Genomic DNA, 17,369 nt, shown 5'->3' on the forward strand with positions numbered 1-17,369 from the left:
TCTGGAAACAAATCCCGCATGGCCAAAGCATCGCAATCCCCCGCCCTGTCCGTCATCGTGCCGGTGCTCAATGAGGAAGACGCGATTCCCGCGTTCCTCCAGCGCACAGTGCCGATTCTGGAGGCGGTTTGTCGCGACAGGCTCGGCGGACGTCCTTATGAGATCGTCTTTATCGACGACGGCAGTTCGGACGACACCGCCCGTATCGCGATCGAGGCTGGCGAACGCAATCCGTCCATCAAGCTCATTCGTCTGTCGCGAAGCTTCGGCAAGGAGGCTGCTCTGGCGGCAGGGTTGAGCCACGTGGAGGGTGACGCTGTGATCCCAATGGACGTGGACCTGCAGGATCCGCCGGAGGTCATCCCCGCGATGGTGGAAGCCTGGCTCAAGGGCGCGGAGGTCGTCAACGGCGTACGCTCCAGCCGGCGCGAGGACACCTGGTTCAAACGCTCGACCGCCAGGCTTTTCTACAGGCTCTACAATGCTGCCTCCGACATTCCCATAAAGCGCAATGTCGGCGATTTCCGGCTGCTCGACCGGGCTGTGGTCGATGCGTTGAACACGCTCGCCGAAGGGTCCCGTTTCACGAAGGGGCTCTATTCCTGGGTCGGCTATCGCAATGTCGACGTCGAATACGAGCGCCCTGCCCGGCTGCATGGCGAAACCAAGTGGTCGTACCGCCGGCTGATCCGCTTTGCGCTCGACGGGCTTATTGCATCGACCACCGCCCCACTGCGCATCTGGAGCGTTGCCGGGCTGCTGATCGGCCTCTGCGCCTTCATCTATGCAGGGTTTCTCGTCGTCCGCACGATGATCTGGGGTGCGGACACACCGGGCTACGCCTCGACAATGGTCGTCATACTGCTTCTCGGCGGCCTCAACCTTCTGTCGCTGGGCATCATGGGCGAATATGTCGGCCGTATCTCGCAGGAGGTGCGCGGCCGCCCGCTCTACGTCGTGCGCGACGTTCACGGCATCCCGTCTTCTGAAAAGCCCAAGTCGCGTGCAAGGGTCCGCAAACCGGCGAAACAAAGCGAACGATAAACGGCTGGCCGAGGCGATGTAGCGGGCTGACGGGTCGAGACCCTCAGCCTTCCGAGGCATGTGCCGGCGTCTCGGGATAGCGGAAGAAAACGGTGTACCCCCAGCGCGACGGCCCGCCTGCACCTTCCACTGCGGGAATGGTCAGCTCGGTGGTCGAATCGACACGCCCCAGAAGCCCCGCGGCGGCGGCATCGCAACCACTTGCGTCCGATGGCGCGCGGCAGATGAAGACGGCGCCCTGGCGCTCGATGTCTGCCTGCGTCACCCACGGCGACGTATCAAGGTTGCCCTCGACCGCGTAAGGCGTGTCGGAAGCGTAGAAAGACAGGCTGTTGGCCAGGAAATCGACCGGCGATGCTGCAATAGCAAGCCGCGAGCCCGTTTCCTCATGCCAGCGCTCCTGCACCATGCCGGCAAGCTCGGCAACCGGCTCCACGGTATTGGACGTCGCGCGCTCCAGCAGGTCGCCGCGCAGCCATGGTGTCGCAGCCGCCATGGCCGCGCAGAAGACGATCACTGCAGCGGGCGCCGCATACCAGATATGAACGGCGTTGCCCGGCGCGACCGCAAGCGCGAGCAGGATAGGAACGGTGAAGAAGAACGGTATCACCCACAGCGAGGACAGCTGCGCGCTCAGCACAAGAGCGAAAACGACGGTCAGCACGAGCGAACCGGGGCCGATGAAAAGCAGCGCACGCCCCTGCACGGTCGCGGGCAGGCCGCGCCAGCCTTCCGGCATCGAGATGATCGCCCGGCCGGGCCGCTTGCGCCAGTAGAGAAGCGCAACGATCACGCCAGGCAACGAATAGAGCAGGAACGCGATGAAGAAGTCCGCAGCACTGCCCACCGCGGATATGAAGGTTCCGTCGCCCTGCTCGGCGGCGTAGGTAACGGTCCTGAAGCCCGACTGAACCACCCACCATGCATGCGGCGCGACCACGAACGCACCGACTGCCGTCGCTGCCCACGGCAGCGCCGTCTTCAGCAAGGGCCTCGTCTCGCGATCCCAGATCATGTGCGCGGCAAGCGAGGCAGCGAGCACCAGAGAGTGATATTTCGCCAGCATCGCCAGCCCGCAGAACAGCCCGGTCAGGCAGGCGTCCAGCAGTCGCTGCTTCTCGATCGTCCGCAGATAGAACAGGAATGCCAGCGTCCAGAAGGGCATCATGCCCGCATTGGCGTTGTAGTCCAGCGCGTGAAAACTGAGCGGCGGCATCACGAAGATCATCGCTACCGCGATGACCTGCTGCCATTCCGTCAGGAACCGTCGCGACACGAGCCACATCGCCCATGCCGTTACGGCCATGTTCACGGTGGAAAGAAGATAATAAGCCGCGTTGGTGCGCGGAAATATCTCGAACCAGAGCGCCGTGATCCAGCCGAAGAGCGGTGGATGCTTCTGGTATCCGAGTTGCCAGGTAATGCCCCAGGCAAAATTCTCGACCATGTCGCCGTGGCGGTCGAGATTGTACTGGGCGAAGTCGCGCTGGATGGTCCAGAAGCCGACATAGACGGCCAGCAGGACCAGCACCCACAACGACACACCGCCCGGAGGGCTCGAAAGCCCTCGGGCGCCGATGGCGGAGACCGGTTCGGTGCGTGGTTCCGCCATCGATTGTCCTTCGCTTGAGGGACGCTTAGCGGGAATAGAACTCGACGACGAGGTTGGGTTCCATCTGCACCGCGAACGGTACGTCAGCCAGGCCCGGCACGCGATTGAAGGTTGCGACCATCTTGTTGTGGTCGACCTCGATGTAGTCCGGCACGTCGCGCTCTGCGAGCTGAACCGACTCCAGCACGATGACGAGCTGCTTCGACTTCTCGCGAACCTCGATCACGTCGCCCGGCTTGCAGCGGTAGGAACCGATGTTCACCCGGCGGCCGTTGACGTTGACGTGGCCGTGGTTGACGAACTGGCGCGCGGCGAAGATCGTCGGCACGAACTTGGCGCGGTAGACGACCGCGTCCAGGCGCGATTCGAGCAGGCCGATGAGGTTGTCCGGCGTATCGCCCTTGCGACGGTCGGCTTCCTCGTAGGTCTTGCGGAACTGCTTTTCGGAGATGTCGCCGTAATGGCCCTTCAGCTTCTGCTTGGCGCGGAGCTGCAGGCCGAAGTCGGACATCTTGCCCTTGCGGCGCTGGCCGTGCTGGCCGGGGCCGTATTCACGACGGTTGACCGGGGACTTCGGACGGCCCCAGATGTTCTCGCCCATGCGGCGATCGAGTTTGTACTTGGCGGATTCGCGCTTGCTCATCGCATTTCCTCAAAAAGTTGCGACCCGATGTTCACACATCGGATCAAGGAAACGCGCCCTCCTCTGGCCCCCTTTTTCGGAGCCTGACAGGGCATCCCACGCACGCTTTGCGAAGATGCCCACGGGACACGTCAGTGAACCGCCGGACATTGCTGCCCGGCGCTGGCGGTGGGATATGGCAAAGCCGATAGTTTGTCAACGCGCCGCGCGCGTGGCGCAATCGAGCATTTCGCCATTGCAGTTCGCCCCCGGCGATCCTACACTTTTACCGTTCTCAGGGCGGGGCGGAAATCCCCACCGGCGGTATGCGGCGATTGCCGCGAGCCCGCGAGCGCCTTCCGCGAGGAAGGGTCAGCAGATCAGGTGAGATGCCTGAGCCGACGGTCATAGTCCGGATGAAAGAGAACGCACGGTCGAGGCTGGCGCAATGCGCATGGTCGCCGCCGTTCGTGATCGCCTTGGGTGACGTGTCTGTTTGCCAAAGGAGATCATGATGACACCCACCCGCTATGCCTTCATCAAAGCCAACTGGCACGCCGATATTGTCGAGCGTGCGCTGGAAGGTTTCTGCGAACTCGTCCCCGCCGAGCAGGTAGACGTGTTCGACGTGCCCGGTGCCTTCGAAATGCCGCTGCTGGCGCGCGATCTTGCCGCCAGCGGCCGCTATGCGGCCGTCGCAGCGGCCGCGTTCGTTGTCGACGGCGGCATCTATCGCCACGAATTCGTTGCGCAGGCCGTCGTCGACGGTTTGATGCGCGCCGGCATGGACACCGGCGTCCCGGTCCTTTCGGTGTCGCTGACCCCGCATCAGTATCAGGAGACCGATCACCATCGGCAGATCTACCGCGCGCACTTCGTCGAGAAGGGTCGCGAGGCGGCCCGGGCGGCCTTGATGATCGGCAAGACCCGCGCAGCGCTGGCCGCTCAGGGTCAGGTGGTGGAGGATGTCGCCGCCTGAAGCCCGAAGCCTCGCACCAGCTTCACGACGGACGGCGCCGGAGACTGCGAGGTGAAGACGGCTATGTCCGGCTGCTCCGGCAATCCGTTCCGGCGCGGCCGGTCATCCCGCGCGAGCAGCGACAGGGCGCGGCGGGCTATGGCCTCGGCCGGATCGATCCAGTCGACCGGCCACGGCGCCGTCTTGCGCATGCGATTGACGAGAAAGGGATAGTGCGTGCAGGCCAGCACGACGATATCCGTGCGCCTGCCGCCCTCCTCCATGAAGCATGGGGCGATTTCGGCACGCACGGCCTCCTCGTCGACAAAACCCTCGCGCATATAAGCCTCGGCCAAGGCGGCGAGCCGGACGCTGCCGACCAGCCGGACATGGCATTTGGCTGCCCATTCATGGATGAGGTCGCGGGTGTACTGGCGCTTCACAGTGCCCGGCGTTGCGAGCACCGAGACCAGCCCGGAGCGGGTCCGCTCGGCTGCCGGCTTGATCGCCGGAACGGTGCCGACAAACGGCGTATCGGGGAATGCCGCCCGCAGGTCGGCAAGCACCAGTGTGGAGGCCGTGTTGCAGGCGATCACTGCGATTTCCGGATCGTGCTCGGCAATCAACTTCGAAAACAGTTCGACGATCCGCGCCCGAAGCGCGGCCTCTTCCCAGTCGCCATAGGGAAACCCGGCATCGTCGGCGACATAGACGAAACGGCGGTCCGGCATGAGCACCCGGGCCTCGCGCAGCACCGTCAGCCCGCCGACACCCGAATCGAACAGCAGGACCGGGCGCTCACTCACAGTCACGCTCTCCGCTTTTCGCACCGTCGGCTGCATGGGTCTTGGCGTCGGCCGTCGCCTTGCGCTCGGGATAGGCCGCACCGCGCGGCTCCTTCGGCGAGAAATAGTCGAGCGAGGAGATCACGCCGCGCAGCACCTTGATCTCGGCCTCGGCAAAGCCGGGGCGTGTCAGAACCGCGCGCAGATTGTCGACCATCTTCGGCTTCTTGGTCGGCGGACGGAAATAACCGCGCACCGATAGCGCCTCTTCCAGATGATCGAAAAGCCCTTGAAGCGAAGCCTTGGGCGCGGGGTCCATGCGCGGCCCCTCGAACGCGGTCTGCGTCTCGCTCTCCAGCCCGGACTTCATCCATTCATAGGACATCAACAGCACCGCCTGCGCGATGTTGAGGGACGCGAAGGCTGGATTCACCGGAAACGTCACGATCTCGTCCGCAAGGCCGACTTCGTCGTTGTAAAGCCCGAACCGCTCCCGCCCGAACAGGATACCGGTCTTCTGGCCGCCCACGAAACGCTCGCGCAGGATCCGGCCGGCCTCCACCGGTCCGCGCACCGGCTTGAAGCCATCGCGCTCGCGCGCCGTGGTGGCGATCACATAGTTCAGGTCGGCAATGGCCTCCGGCAGCGACGCAAACACGCTCACGCCGTCGATCACGTGGTCGGCCTTGGATGCCGCCGCACGCGCCTTGTCGCTGGGCCAGCCATCGCGCGGATTGACGATGCGCAGCTCCGCCAGACCGAAATTGGCCATCGCGCGCGCAACCATGCCGATATTCTCGCCGAGCTGCGGCTCGACGAGCACGATCGCCGGTCCTTCCTGGATCAACTGTTTCTCGCGCGCGGTGCCTGCCATTGTTCTCCCCGGCTTGAAAGCCTGCTCCAGTGGCACAGTTTGACGGAAAACGGAACGGGCTCAGCCAAGGATGAACCGCCGCATCGCGTCCGCCACCGTGTCCGGCTTCTCGTGCAGCACCCAATGGCTTGCGCCGGCAATCCGCTGAACGGTCAATCGCGGCGCAAAGCGATCGAGCCCTTCGAGGCAGACGGGAAGCAACGCCTGATCCGCCTCCCCCCACAGCACCAGATGCGGCATCGGCACCGCGAATTGATCCTCCGGCATATCCAGGATCATCGCGTGGCCGGTCGTCTCACCCGGCGCCGGCACGACGAGGGGCGACGCGCGATACCAGTTCAGCGTGCCGGTCAGCGCGCCCGGCTGTCGCCAGGTTTCGCGATAGGCCGCCTTCATCGCATCATCGAAGAAATCGGCCGCGGAAAATCCCTCGACCATGCGGATCAGTCGCCGAAAATCGTCCTGCGACAGAAGCGCCTCCGCGTCTTCGGCGCGCAGCCGATGGATATACTGGCTGGCCTGCCGCTGGGCCTCGTCCTCCAGCAACGCACGCTGAAAGCAGACCGGATGCACGCCATTGGCGATCACCAGATGCGAAACGCGGTCCGGATAGGCCATCGCATAGGCATAGGCGACCGATGCACCCCAGTCATGGCCGGCAAGCACGAAGGGTCGATCCGGCGAAAGCCTGTTGGCGAGCGAGGCGAGATCGCCGACCAGATGCTTCACGCGATAGCGCTCGACGCCTTCTGGCTTCGATGAAAGGTTGAAGCCGCGCTGATCGGGTGCCGCCACGCAAAAATCATCGGCCAGCGCAGCCATGACGTCGGCCCAGGCCGCCCAGTATTCGGGAAAGCCATGCAGGCAGATCACCAGCGGCGCGTCCGGCTCGCCTGCCATCGCCACGTTGAGCGAGACTGCACCGGCATCGTGTTGCAGGAAGCGCAATTCCATTCGTTTCCTCCACATGGCGCGCGGACCGCATTCGATCCGCCGCATGGCTTTGCCTTCCCGCCGCCCGATGTTATAGGGGCCGCATTTCCAGTTCGAAACCTGCGGGACGTCCCGTCCCCACTCCCAGAAACGAGGCATTTCCTATGGCGAAGATCAAGGTGGAAAATCCGGTCGTCGAGCTCGACGGCGACGAGATGACCCGCATCATCTGGCAGTTCATCAAGGACAAGCTGATCCACCCCTATCTCGACCTTGATCTCGAATATTACGATCTGGGCATGGAAAACCGCGACGCCACCGACGACCAGGTGACGATCGACGCGGCCAACGCCATCAAGAAGCACGGCGTCGGCGTCAAGTGCGCCACCATCACGCCCGACGAGGCGCGCGTCGAGGAATTCGGCCTCAAGAAGATGTGGCGCTCGCCGAACGGCACCATCCGCAACATCCTCGGCGGCGTCATCTTCCGCGAGCCGATCATCTGCAAGAACGTGCCGCGCCTCGTCCCCGGCTGGACCAAGCCGATCGTCGTCGGCCGTCACGCCTATGGCGACCAGTACCGGGCGACCGACTTCAAGTTCCCCGGCAAGGGCAAGCTGACGATGAAGTTCGTCGGCGAGGATGGCCAGGTCATCGAGCACGAAGTGTTCGAGGCGCCGGCAGCCGGCATCGCCATGGGCATGTACAACCTCGACGAATCGATCCGCGATTTCGCCCGCGCCTCGCTGAACTATGGCCTGCTGCGCGGCTGGCCGGTCTATCTGTCGACCAAGAACACCATCCTCAAGGTCTATGACGGCCGCTTCAAGGACATCTTCCAGGAGATCTACGAGCAGGAGTTCGAGGCCGCCTTCAAGGAAAAGAAGATCTGGTACGAGCACCGCCTGATCGACGACATGGTGGCTGCAAGCCTCAAGTGGTCCGGCGGCTACATCTGGGCCTGCAAGAACTACGACGGCGACGTTCAGTCCGATACGGTCGCGCAGGGCTTCGGCTCGCTCGGCCTGATGACCTCGGTGCTGATGACCCCGGACGGCAAGACGGTTGAGGCGGAAGCCGCCCACGGCACGGTGACCCGCCACTACCGCCAGCACCAGAAGGGCGAGGAGACCTCGACCAACTCGATCGCCTCGATCTTCGCCTGGACGCGTGGCCTCGCCCACCGCGCCAAGCTCGACGGCAACGAAGAGCTCAAGCGCTTCGCCGACACGCTGGAGACGGTCTGCATCCAGACGGTCGAATCCGGCTTCATGACGAAGGATCTCGCGCTCCTGATCGGCGCCGATCAGCCGTGGCTGTCGACAACCGGCTTCCTCGACAAGATCGACGAGAACCTCAAGAAGGCGATGGCGTCGTAAGCGACGACCCACGATATTTGCGGAAAGGGCGGCCTCATGCCGCCCTTTTTGTTTCAGGCCGTGCAACTGCGGTTGGCTTGACTTGTGGCGGTTAGGACCGGCAGGCGGCTGTGTCGCTCAGCCGGTCTTGTGCGACAGGAAACGCCTGCCCTTGCACATTCTGCTCCTGTCGCGTGAGCCGAAGCACGGCACGGCTCATCAGGTATCGCGCTTGCCGCGCTCCCATCGCTGAAGATAATGGTAGGGTGATCGCTGTGGCCTAAGCAACCTGCGGCGCGGAAACAATCAGGCAAAGCCCCATGAACTGGCGTGATATCGTTGGCCTGACATGGCGCCGGCACAGGGCGCTCGGCATCGCGTTCGTCATAGCCGGGGCGTTGACCCTTTTCTTCCTGGGCCGCACGATCGTCTTCTACACTTACTGGGCTACCCATCGAGAGGTGCCAATCGAAGACTGGATGACGGTCGGATACATCGCCCGCTCCTACGACATCGACCGCAGCCACCTTCGCGGCATGCTTGGCCTTGAGGCGGACGAGCCGGACAGAAGAACCCTTGCTCGGATCGCCGATGATCGCGGGGTGCCGGTCACCACGCTGATCGACGAGATCGAAGCGGCTATAGCACGCGCGAAAGCCGAAGCGTCGTGATCGATCTGGTGACCGATCTGTATGTTTCCTACGGCCTCGTGGGCATGGCGATCACGCTGGCCGTCGCACAGTTCGGACTGCCACTGCCGACATCGATCGTGTTGATGAGCGTCGGCGCTCTGCTGGCCGCATCGGACCTCAGTGCCCTTGAGGCCTTCGGATGGGCAATCGGTGGCGCTGTCGCCGGCGACCAGGCTGGCTATCTCACCGGGCGACTACTCGGCGGCAGGCTCGAAAGGTTTGCCGGGCGCAGCGACTACATTGCATCTGGACTTTCCACCACCAGAGAGTTCTCCCGCCGATGGGGTCGCGCCAGCGTCTTCCTGAGTCGCTGGCTGGTCAGCCCGGCAGGGCCATGGATCAATCTGACCAGCGGAGCTGCCGGCATGCCATGGCCTGCCTTCACCATATGGGGTCTCGGCGGCGAGGCGATCTGGGTGGCAGCGTACCTCACGCTGGGCTTTCTTTTCAGCAGCTACATCTCCGGAATCGCAGAAATGATCGCGAATGCTGGCTGGGCCATCGGTGCGCTTGTCGTGACAATTTTCATCGGCTGGCGGCTGTGGCACAGGATCGCCCCGGCAAGCACGGACCAAGGTCCAGAAAACTTGGACCCTGGCCCGGCATGACGGTGTAGGCGAGACTCAACCGGCCAGAGCAGCCTTGATCGCGGCGACGGCATCGGCAGCCTTCGAGCCGTCGGGGCCGCCGGCCTGCGCCATGTCGGGGCGGCCGCCGCCGCCCTGCCCGCCGATCGCGGCGGAGGCCTGGCGTACCAGGTCGACAGCCGAGAACCGTCCGGTCAAATCGTCGGTGACACCCACCACGACGCTGGCCTTGCCGTCATCCGAGGTGCCCACGAAGACCACGACGCCGGAGCCCAGCGACTTCTTGCCCTCGTCGGCGAGCGGCTTCAGGTCCCTGGGCGAAACGCCGGAAACGACGCGGCCGAGGAAACCGACGCCGCCCACACTTTCGCCCTCATTGCCGCCGCCTGCAGCGGACCCGCCGCCAAGCGCCAGCTTCTTGCGCGCATCGGCCAGTTCGCGCTCCATCTTGCGACGCTCGTCGAGGACGGCTTCGAGACGCGAAACCACATCCGCCGGCGCGACCTTGAGCGCCGCAGCCGCTGCTTTGAGCCGCCGGTCCTGTTCGTCCAGGTGCAGGCGCGCGGCCTCGCCCGTAAGCGCTTCGATGCGGCGCACGCCGGATGCAACCGCGCCTTCCGAAACCAGCCGTACGATGCCGATATCGCCGGTCGCCGAAACATGCGTTCCGCCGCAGAGTTCGACCGAATAGGGCTTGCTCGCCTTGTCGCCATGGAGTGCCGTGCCCATGCGCACGACCCGCACTTCGTCACCGTATTTCTCGCCGAACAGCGCCATGGCGCCTTCCGCGATCGCATCGTCGACGGCCATCAGCCGTGTCGTCACCGGCGCATTCTGCAGCACGATTTCGTTGGCGTAGGTCTCGATGCGCTCCAGTTCCGCGGCCGAAATCGGCTTGGGATGCGAGAAATCAAAGCGCAGCCTGTCGGGCGCGACGAGCGAGCCCTTCTGCGCCACATGGGTTCCCAGCACCTCCCGAAGTGCCTCGTGCACGAGATGGGTGGCCGAATGGTTGGCGCGGATCTTCGTGCGGCGCGCGTGGTCGACCTTCATCTCCACCGACGCGCCCTTGGCGACGGTGCCTGACAACACCCGGCCGGAATGAACGAAAACGCCATCACCCTTCTTCTGGGTGTCGATGATCTCGATCGAAAAGCCTTCGCCGGTCATCGTGCCGGTATCGCCCACCTGGCCGCCGGATTCGCCATAGAACGGCGTCTGGTTGACAACGATGGCAACCTCTTCACCGGTCGCGACCGACGCCACCTCCTGCCCGTCCTTCACCAGTGCGGTGACGACGCCTTCCGCCGTTTCGGTATCGTAGCCGAGGAATTCGGTTGCCCCGACACGGTCGCGCACGCCAAACCAGATCGTCTCGGTCGCCGCTTCGCCCGAACCGGCCCAGCTCGCGCGCGCCTCCGCCTTCTGGCGTTCCATCGCGGCATCGAAGCCAGCGGTATCGACCGCGATATCCCGCTGGCGCAGCGCGTCCTGTGTCAGATCGAGCGGGAAACCATAGGTGTCGTAGAGCTTGAAGGCCGTCTCGCCGTCGAGCCGATCGCCGGCGCCGAGCGTCTCAGTAGCATCCGCGAGTAGGCCCAGGCCGCGCGCCAGCGTCTTGCGGAAGCGCGTCTCTTCCAGCTTGAGCGTTTCGGTAATCAGCGCTTCGCCGCGCACCAACTCGGGATAGGCGCTGCCCATCTCGCGCACGAGCGCCGGCACCAGCTTGTACATCAAGGGCTCCGAAGCGCCTAGAAGCTGAGCATGGCGCATGGCGCGGCGCATGATGCGACGGACGACATAGCCGCGCCCCTCGTTCGACGGCAGCACGCCATCCGCTATGAGGAAGCAGGACGAACGCAGGTGATCGGCGATCACGCGGTACGATGCGACGTTGCCGGCCTCGGGCCGCTTGCCCAGCACCGATGCCGTGGCCTCGATCAGCCCCTTGAAAAGGTCCGTCTCGAAAACGCTATCGACCCCCTGAAGGATCGACGCCATGCGCTCCAGCCCCATGCCCGTGTCGATCGACGGTCTCGGAAGCGGCACCTGGACGCCGGGTTCCGGCTGATCGAACTGCATGAAGACCAGGTTCCAGAACTCAAGGAAGCGGTCGCCATCTTCTTCAGGCGATCCGGGCGGGCCGCCCCAGATGTGTTCGCCGCGGTCGATGAAGATTTCCGAGCACGGGCCGCACGGGCCGGTATCCCCCATCGCCCAGAAATTGTCGCTGGTGGCGATACGAATGATGCGGTCGTCGGAAAAGCCGGCAATCTTCTTCCAGTGGTCGGCTGCTTCGTCGTCGGTGTGATAGACCGTGACCAGCAGCTTGTCCTTCGACAGCCCGAAATCCTTGGTGATCAGGTTCCAGGCAAGCTCGATGGCCTGTTCCTTGAAATAGTCCCCGAACGAGAAATTGCCGAGCATCTCGAAGAAGGTGAGATGCCGCGCGGTATAGCCCACATTGTCGAGATCATTGTGCTTGCCACCGGCGCGCACGCTCTTCTGTGCCGTCGTGGCCCGCGAATAAGGCCGCGACTCCAGCCCGGTGAAGACGTTCTTGAACTGCACCATGCCGGCATTCGTGAACATCAGCGTCGGGTCGTTGCGCGGCACGAGCGGCGATGATGCCACCACCTCGTGTCCGTTCTTCCGGAAATAGTCGAGAAAGGTCGACCGGATGTCGTTGACGCCACTCATGCTCATGCCTTCGTGAAGGGGCCGCAACCCGCCGCGGCCTTGGATCGGATGTGGGTTTGGCTTTTAGCGCTGCCGAATCCGACTGTCCAGAAATCCCGCACAAACCAGCCACGACAACGAAACAACCGCCGGCAGGGTCTGCCGACGGTTGCGGTAACAATAACAGGATGACGGCGTGTCCGGACTACATGCCGGAAGCCTCGTCGATTTCATTGCCGTCCTGGTCGCCCGGCCCGCCATTCTCCAGGAATTTTTCCGCGATCAGGCCGGCATTCTGGCGCAGCGCCAGCTCGATTTCGATCGCCGTATCGGGATTGTCGCGCAGGAACTGCTTGGCGTTCTCCCGGCCTTGACCCAGGCGCTGCGAATTGTAGGAGAACCAGGCGCCCGACTTCTCGACGATGCCGGCCTTGACACCAAGGTCGATCAGCTCGCCGGTTTTCGATACGCCCTCGCCATACATGATGTCGAATTCGACCTGCTTGAAGGGCGGCGCCAGCTTGTTCTTGACCACCTTGACCCGGGTCTGGTTGCCGACCACCTCGTCACGATCCTTCACCGCGCCGATGCGGCGGATATCGAGACGCACCGAGGCATAGAACTTGAGCGCGTTGCCGCCGGTCGTGGTCTCGGGCGAGCCGAACATGACACCGATCTTCATGCGGATCTGGTTGATGAAGATGACCATCGTGTTGGAGCGCGAGATCGAAGCGGTCAGCTTGCGCAGCGCCTGGCTCATCAGGCGAGCCTGCAGGCCGGGCAGCGAATCGCCCATCTCGCCCTCGATTTCGGCGCGCGGCGTCAGTGCTGCGACCGAGTCCACGACAAGGACGTCAATCGCGCCGGAGCGCACCAGCGTGTCGCAGATCTCCAGCGCCTGCTCGCCGGTGTCAGGCTGCGAGATCAGCAGGTTCTCGAGGTCCACGCCCAGCTTGCGCGCATAGACGGGGTCGAGTGCATGCTCGGCGTCGACGAAGGCGCAGATGCCGCCCTTCTTCTGCGCTTCGGCCACCGTGTGCAGCGCCATCGTCGTCTTGCCGGAGCTTTCCGGTCCGTAAATCTCGATGATGCGCCCCTTGGGCAGTCCGCCCACACCAAGCGCGATGTCGAGCCCCAGCGAGCCGGTCGACACCGTTTCGATCTCGACCACCTGCTCGTTCGCACCGAGCCGCATGATCGAACCCTTGCCGAACGCGCGCTCGATCTGCGAGAGCGCTGCATCCAGAGCCTTTGATTTGTCCACCGAACCGTCCTCAACAAGCCGCAATGAATTTTGAGCCATGATACCTTACCCCTTGGTCTTGAGCGAAGCCGGTCAGTCCGGTGTCCCTGGAATTTTTGTACCTTTTTTGTTCACGTTTGGCAAGGGGTCTCAAATTGTTGAAATAGAATGATTTTCTGAATACGTTCCATTTTTGTCCAATCCCGTTGCTCTTGCAGCCCCTTACATTGCCAAAGATATTTCGCCGCCGGTGCAGGGCTTCCTGCATGGTCCGATTCGCCCGATCCCGCTTGCCGGGATGACGCGCGCCTCCTAGTGTCGCGGCTCTTCGATCCAACATGTCTCCACTCATGATCCGCCCCAGACTCTTCGCCGCCGGAGCGGCTCACATCGACCGCCGCGGCCGTCTTGCCGGCGCCTACGTGCCGGCCGCGTCCAATCCCGGGACCATGAGCGAGGAAGTCGGCGGCGGCGCCTTCAACGCCTTGCGCAACGCGGTACGCCACGGCGTCGACGGTTCGATCCTGTCGCTGCGCGGCGGCGACGTGGCCGCAGACGCCGTCGCGCGTGCGATCGCCGACGTTTCGGTGGAGGATCTGTCTGCAGTCTTCCTCGACAGGACGACGCCGAGCTACACCGCACTGATCGATGCCGAAGGCGAACTGATCGCGGGCTTCGCCGACATGAGCCTCTACGATATCGGCTTTCCGAAACAGGTCCGCCGCAGCAAGGTGCGCCATGCGGTGGCAGGTGCGGATGCCGTCTTGTGCGAGGCCAACATGCCCGCAACAGCGGCCGAGGCGCTGGTCAATCACGCCGGCAGCCTGCCGGTTTTTGCAATCGGCATCTCGCCAGCCAAGGTCGGGCGCCTCGCGGGCGTTCTGGCGCGGCTTTCGTGCCTGTTCATGAATGCCAACGAGGCGCGCACGCTTGCAGGTCTCGAGAGCGGCGCGAATATTGTCGAGGCGGCGCGGGTTCTGCGCGGAAAAGGACTCGCCCGTGGCGTGATCACATCCGGCGGCGCACCGCTGACGGCGTTCGACCCCGGCGGCATTTTCACCATCGCTCCCTCCCCTGCACGCTTCGTAGCCGACGTCACCGGAGCGGGAGATGCAATCGCCGGCGTGACGGTGGCCCACCTGATGCGCGGCCTCGGCTTCGCCGAAGCGCTTCGCCACGGCATGGCCGCTGCCCGGCTGACAGTCGAGGCATCGCAGGTGGTGGCGTATTATGACGACGAGGCATTCGAGGCGGCACTTGCGCTTGTCGGACACCCCGCACCCATGGCATGAGCGCCTCGAACAAGGAGACCCGCATGCCGACCCCCGAACATATCGATGTCGCCCCCGAGGTTGCCGCAGCGCTCGCCGGTGGTGGCGCCGTGGTGGCGCTTGAAAGCACCATCATCACCCACGGCATGCCCTGGCCGCAGAACAATGCCATGGCGGCGCGGGTGGAAGAGATCATCCGCGAGGAAGGCGCGACCCCGGCAACCATCGCGGTGGTGGACGGACGCCTGAAGATAGGCCTGTCGGCAACCGAACGCGAGGCGCTTGCCCAGACGCAGGGCGCGCTGAAGCTGTCGCGCGCCGATCTGGCCTTCGCGGTCGCCGAGGGGCGCACCGGCGGCACGACGGTCGCCGCGACCATGATCGCGGCGCACATGGCCGGGATTTCCGTGTTCGCCACAGGCGGCATCGGCGGCGTGCACAAGGGGGCCGAAAAGAGCTTCGACATTTCGGCCGATCTCGATGAGCTCTCGCGCACGCCCGTCATCGTGGTTTCCGCCGGCGCCAAGGCGATACTCGACATCGAAAAGACGCTGGAGGTGCTGGAGACGCGGGGCGTACCCGTGGTTGGTTTCGGCACGGACGTCATGCCGGCCTTCTGGTCGCGTACCTCGCCCTTCCCTGCCCCGCTGCGTCTCGACAGTGCGGAAGCGATCGCGCGTTTCCAGCGCACGCGAGGCGAGCTCGGCATCTCCGGTGGCATGCTGATCGCCAATCCTGTGCCGGCGGACGCCGAGATCCCCGCCGAGGCCATGGCGGTTCACATTGCTGCGGCCCAGTCCGAGCTCGATAAAAAGGGCGTCACCGGCAAGGCAGTGACACCCTATCTTTTGTCGCGGATGCTGGACCTGACGGACGGCGCGAGCCTTGCGACCAACATAGCGCTGGTCGAGAACAACGCCCGCCTGGCCGCCCGCATCGCGAAGGCCCTCTAGCCGGGCCTCCGCGTTGCCAGTCAGGAGATCGGCACGAGGTGGATCTCGACGCGGCGGTTCTGCGCGCGTCCGTCCGGCGTGGCATTGCTGGCAACCGGCTGCGAAGCGCCGAAGCCGTTGATCGCGAAGCGGCGTCCATCGACACCCTGCTGGCCCAGATAGGTCGCCACTGAGGACGCACGGCGCTGCGACAGGCCGAGATTATGCTGCGCGCTGCCGGTGGAGTCCGTGTGGCCGTTGATGTCGACCAGCGTGCGATTGTACTTGTTGAGCACCAGCGCCACGGCGTTGAGCGTGTTGTAGAATGCCGGCGTCACCTGGTCCTGGTCGGTGGCGAAGGTGATGTTTGACGGCATGTTGAGCACGATGTTGTTGCCCTGCCGGGTAACCGACACGCCGGTACCCTGCAGATAGCCGCGAAGTTCCGCTTCCTGCTGGTCCATGTAGCCGCCGATCGCGCCGCCTGCCAGCGCGCCGATGCCCGCCCCGATCAGCGCGTTGCGGCGGTCGTCGCCGCCAGCCAGCGTGCCCAGTCCCGCGCCCGCCAGCGCGCCGAGCGCCGCGCCGCCTGCGGTACGTGAAACCTGCTGTTCGCCGGTATAGGGGTTGGTGGTGCAGCCAGCCAGAAACACACCGGCAGCCATGCCGATCATCATCTTCTTCATGTGAATACCCTCTCCTGAATGTCGCGATTCCGCGAATCCCGGCTCGTTCTAGCACAGAATGCGGCAAAATCCCGGCTTGCGGCCTTCGCTCAGTCGCGCGGCCCGCAGGCAATCATTACAAGGCCGGCAAGCAGCAGCATTGTCCCCGCCATTTCGCGCAAACCGACCCGCCGCAGCTCGATGCCGAAGGCGCCGACATGGTCGTAGGCGAGCGCCGCCAGCAACTGCCCGCACACGACCGCAGCGGCAAAGGCCGCAACGCCGATGCGCGGCACCGCGTAAAGCGTCAGCAGAAGCAGCCCGGTTCCAATAAGGCCGCCCGCCCACAGCCAGACGGGCATGCTCACGACTGCGCCCAGCCGGGGCACGCCGGTTCCTGCGAGCACACCGGCTGCCAGAAGCACGCAAAGGCCGACGGCAAAGGCGACGGTCGCGGCCTGTATCGGCCCGCCGGCGTGAAACGCGATACGCGTGAGAATTGGCCCCTGCGCGGAAAGCAGCGCGCCCGCGGCGAATGCCAGCAGCACCAGCCACGGATGCTGCATCCTCAGAGAGCCTTGTACATGATGGTCGTGCCGTCGAGCTTGTCGGCAGCAAAAGGATCGCGGCAGAAGTTCGGGATCACGCCGACCGTCTGATAGCCGAGCGAAGCGTACAGCGGCTCGGCGCGGTCGCCGGTGCGGGTGTCGAGCGTCAGCAGGCTGCGCCTGAGCAGGCGGGCGTGCGCTTCCAGCTCGGCCATCAAGGCGCGCGCAAGGCCGCGGCGGCGGAAGTCCGGATGCACCAGAAGCTTGCGCACCTCGGCGCGGTGCGGCTGGTTCGGCGGCGTATCATGGTCGAGCTGGACACTGCCGGCAATCCGGCCTTCCGCTTCCGCCACGAGAAGCAGCGAGGAGCCCTCAGCAACACTCGGCGCGACCTTACCGCGCCAGAATGCCTCGGCATCGTCTATCGAAAACGGCATGATGAAACTGATGCTCGCGCCATCATGCACGCAGGCCTGCAGCAGGGCGGAGAATTCACCAATGCGCCGTTCAAGCATGGCGGCATCGCAGGCAAGGATTTCGAACCGGTGGTCTGTCATTCGCTTGTC

At 64.3% G+C, this 17,369-nt stretch carries 17 protein-coding genes and 1 riboswitch; of the genes, 7 read left to right on the forward strand and 10 right to left on the reverse strand.

Translation table 11 applies throughout. The annotated features are described in order from the left end of the window. Window positions 1-18: 18 nt before the first annotated feature. Window positions 19-1,044: a glycosyltransferase family 2 protein gene (locus V1479_RS12370; RefSeq protein WP_368803148.1), complete on the forward strand. Its 1,026-nt coding sequence runs from the start codon at window positions 19-21 to the stop codon at window positions 1,042-1,044. A 43-nt stretch (window positions 1,045-1,087) separates the two neighbouring features. On the opposite strand, the gene V1479_RS12375 is transcribed toward V1479_RS12370, so the two are convergent. Beyond that, on the reverse strand, window positions 1,088-2,656 hold the full coding sequence (locus V1479_RS12375; protein WP_368803149.1) for a glycosyltransferase family 39 protein: 1,569 nt from the start codon (window positions 2,654-2,656) through the stop codon (window positions 1,088-1,090). A 25-nt stretch (window positions 2,657-2,681) separates the two neighbouring features. Then, entirely contained in the window at window positions 2,682-3,299 is a 618-nt protein-coding gene (rpsD, locus tag V1479_RS12380; protein WP_173191654.1) for a 30S ribosomal protein S4, read from the reverse strand. A gap of 266 nt (window positions 3,300-3,565) precedes the next feature. Beyond that, window positions 3,566-3,710: riboswitch (FMN riboswitch) on the forward strand. An 82-nt stretch (window positions 3,711-3,792) separates the two neighbouring features. Between rpsD and V1479_RS12385 the strand changes: the two genes are divergently transcribed. Next, complete coding sequence (locus V1479_RS12385) at window positions 3,793-4,257, forward strand: 6,7-dimethyl-8-ribityllumazine synthase (RefSeq protein WP_368803150.1); 465 nt, start codon at window positions 3,793-3,795, stop codon at window positions 4,255-4,257. Here the strand turns inward: V1479_RS12385 and murI are convergent. The 3 genes from murI to V1479_RS12400 are packed head-to-tail and all read right to left on the reverse strand — an operon-like array spanning window position 4,230 to window position 6,849. Continuing rightward, window positions 4,230-5,042 (reverse strand): glutamate racemase, encoded by an 813-nt coding sequence (murI, locus tag V1479_RS12390; RefSeq protein WP_368803151.1) that lies wholly within the window; start codon window positions 5,040-5,042, stop codon window positions 4,230-4,232. The genes V1479_RS12385 and murI overlap by 28 nt on opposite strands. After that, window positions 5,035-5,895, reverse strand: a complete 861-nt coding sequence (locus tag V1479_RS12395; protein ID WP_368803152.1) for an RNA methyltransferase — start codon at window positions 5,893-5,895, stop codon at window positions 5,035-5,037. Before V1479_RS12395 ends, murI begins: the two co-directional genes overlap by 8 nt. A 60-nt stretch (window positions 5,896-5,955) precedes the next feature. Further along, complete coding sequence (locus V1479_RS12400) at window positions 5,956-6,849, reverse strand: alpha/beta fold hydrolase (protein WP_368803153.1); 894 nt, start codon at window positions 6,847-6,849, stop codon at window positions 5,956-5,958. Between the two features lie 143 nt (window positions 6,850-6,992). On the opposite strand from V1479_RS12400, the gene V1479_RS12405 reads away from it, so the two are divergent. The 3 genes from V1479_RS12405 to V1479_RS12415 all read left to right on the forward strand — a co-directional run bounded on the left by V1479_RS12405 (window position 6,993) and on the right by V1479_RS12415 (window position 9,486). Continuing rightward, on the forward strand, window positions 6,993-8,207 hold the full coding sequence (locus V1479_RS12405) for an NADP-dependent isocitrate dehydrogenase (protein WP_368803154.1): 1,215 nt from the start codon (window positions 6,993-6,995) through the stop codon (window positions 8,205-8,207). A 299-nt stretch (window positions 8,208-8,506) separates the two neighbouring features. Next, a complete protein-coding gene (locus V1479_RS12410) occupies window positions 8,507-8,857 on the forward strand; it encodes a hypothetical protein (protein ID WP_368803155.1) in 351 nt (116 codons plus the stop codon). Between the two features lie 8 nt (window positions 8,858-8,865). After that, entirely contained in the window at window positions 8,866-9,486 is a 621-nt protein-coding gene (locus V1479_RS12415; RefSeq protein WP_368803156.1) for a DedA family protein, read from the forward strand. 15 nt (window positions 9,487-9,501) lie between these two features. On the opposite strand, the gene alaS is transcribed toward V1479_RS12415, so the two are convergent. Together alaS and recA are read right to left on the reverse strand one after the other, a co-directional pair. Continuing rightward, window positions 9,502-12,165: an alanine--tRNA ligase gene (gene alaS / locus V1479_RS12420; RefSeq protein ID WP_368803157.1), complete on the reverse strand. Its 2,664-nt coding sequence runs from the start codon at window positions 12,163-12,165 to the stop codon at window positions 9,502-9,504. A gap of 184 nt (window positions 12,166-12,349) precedes the next feature. After that, window positions 12,350-13,447, reverse strand: a complete 1,098-nt coding sequence (gene recA, locus V1479_RS12425; RefSeq protein ID WP_173191672.1) for a recombinase RecA — start codon at window positions 13,445-13,447, stop codon at window positions 12,350-12,352. A gap of 278 nt (window positions 13,448-13,725) precedes the next feature. Between recA and V1479_RS12430 the strand changes: the two genes are divergently transcribed. Beyond that, window positions 13,726-14,679 carry a carbohydrate kinase family protein gene (locus V1479_RS12430; protein ID WP_368803158.1) on the forward strand — a complete coding sequence of 318 codons (954 nt, stop codon included), beginning with the start codon at window positions 13,726-13,728 and terminating at the stop codon, window positions 14,677-14,679. A 23-nt stretch (window positions 14,680-14,702) separates the two neighbouring features. Continuing rightward, a complete protein-coding gene (locus V1479_RS12435) occupies window positions 14,703-15,611 on the forward strand; it encodes a pseudouridine-5'-phosphate glycosidase (protein ID WP_368803159.1) in 909 nt (302 codons plus the stop codon). A 20-nt stretch (window positions 15,612-15,631) separates the two neighbouring features. Here the strand turns inward: V1479_RS12435 and V1479_RS12440 are convergent, their stop codons facing one another. From V1479_RS12440 to V1479_RS12450, 3 genes are all read right to left on the reverse strand, one after another. After that, window positions 15,632-16,276, reverse strand: a complete 645-nt coding sequence (locus V1479_RS12440) for a YiaD family glycine zipper/OmpA-like lipoprotein (RefSeq protein ID WP_368803160.1) — start codon at window positions 16,274-16,276, stop codon at window positions 15,632-15,634. Between the two features lie 89 nt (window positions 16,277-16,365). Then, a complete protein-coding gene (locus tag V1479_RS12445; RefSeq protein WP_368803161.1) occupies window positions 16,366-16,821 on the reverse strand; it encodes a DMT family transporter in 456 nt (151 codons plus the stop codon). A gap of 2 nt (window positions 16,822-16,823) precedes the next feature. Beyond that, complete coding sequence (locus V1479_RS12450) at window positions 16,824-17,360, reverse strand: GNAT family N-acetyltransferase (RefSeq protein WP_368803162.1); 537 nt, start codon at window positions 17,358-17,360, stop codon at window positions 16,824-16,826. Window positions 17,361-17,369 lie beyond the last annotated feature (9 nt).

It is taken from the genome of Neoaquamicrobium sediminum, from assembly GCF_040970315.1.
GTDB lineage: Bacteria > Pseudomonadota > Alphaproteobacteria > Rhizobiales > Rhizobiaceae > Aerobium > Aerobium sediminum.

Bases quoted from the DNA above. Each gene is read 5' to 3' on its own strand.
- V1479_RS12370 (WP_368803148.1), top strand. From the start codon at position 19: ATGGCCAAAGCATCGCAATCCCCCGCCCTGTCCGTCATCGTGCCGGTG.
- V1479_RS12375 (WP_368803149.1), bottom strand. From the start codon at position 2,656: ATGGCGGAACCACGCACCGAACCGGTCTCCGCCATCGGCGCCCGAGGG.
- rpsD (WP_173191654.1), bottom strand. From the start codon at position 3,299: ATGAGCAAGCGCGAATCCGCCAAGTACAAACTCGATCGCCGCATGGGC.
- V1479_RS12385 (WP_368803150.1), top strand. From the start codon at position 3,793: ATGACACCCACCCGCTATGCCTTCATCAAAGCCAACTGGCACGCCGAT.
- V1479_RS12395 (WP_368803152.1), bottom strand. From the start codon at position 5,895: ATGGCAGGCACCGCGCGCGAGAAACAGTTGATCCAGGAAGGACCGGCG.
- V1479_RS12400 (WP_368803153.1), bottom strand. From the start codon at position 6,849: ATGGAATTGCGCTTCCTGCAACACGATGCCGGTGCAGTCTCGCTCAAC.
- V1479_RS12405 (WP_368803154.1), top strand. From the start codon at position 6,993: ATGGCGAAGATCAAGGTGGAAAATCCGGTCGTCGAGCTCGACGGCGAC.
- V1479_RS12410 (WP_368803155.1), top strand. From the start codon at position 8,507: ATGAACTGGCGTGATATCGTTGGCCTGACATGGCGCCGGCACAGGGCG.
- alaS (WP_368803157.1), bottom strand. From the start codon at position 12,165: ATGAGTGGCGTCAACGACATCCGGTCGACCTTTCTCGACTATTTCCGG.
- recA (WP_173191672.1), bottom strand. From the start codon at position 13,447: ATGGCTCAAAATTCATTGCGGCTTGTTGAGGACGGTTCGGTGGACAAA.
- V1479_RS12430 (WP_368803158.1), top strand. From the start codon at position 13,726: ATGTCTCCACTCATGATCCGCCCCAGACTCTTCGCCGCCGGAGCGGCT.
- V1479_RS12435 (WP_368803159.1), top strand. From the start codon at position 14,703: ATGCCGACCCCCGAACATATCGATGTCGCCCCCGAGGTTGCCGCAGCG.
- V1479_RS12440 (WP_368803160.1), bottom strand. From the start codon at position 16,276: ATGAAGAAGATGATGATCGGCATGGCTGCCGGTGTGTTTCTGGCTGGC.
- V1479_RS12445 (WP_368803161.1), bottom strand. From the start codon at position 16,821: ATGCAGCATCCGTGGCTGGTGCTGCTGGCATTCGCCGCGGGCGCGCTG.
- V1479_RS12450 (WP_368803162.1), bottom strand. From the start codon at position 17,360: ATGACAGACCACCGGTTCGAAATCCTTGCCTGCGATGCCGCCATGCTT.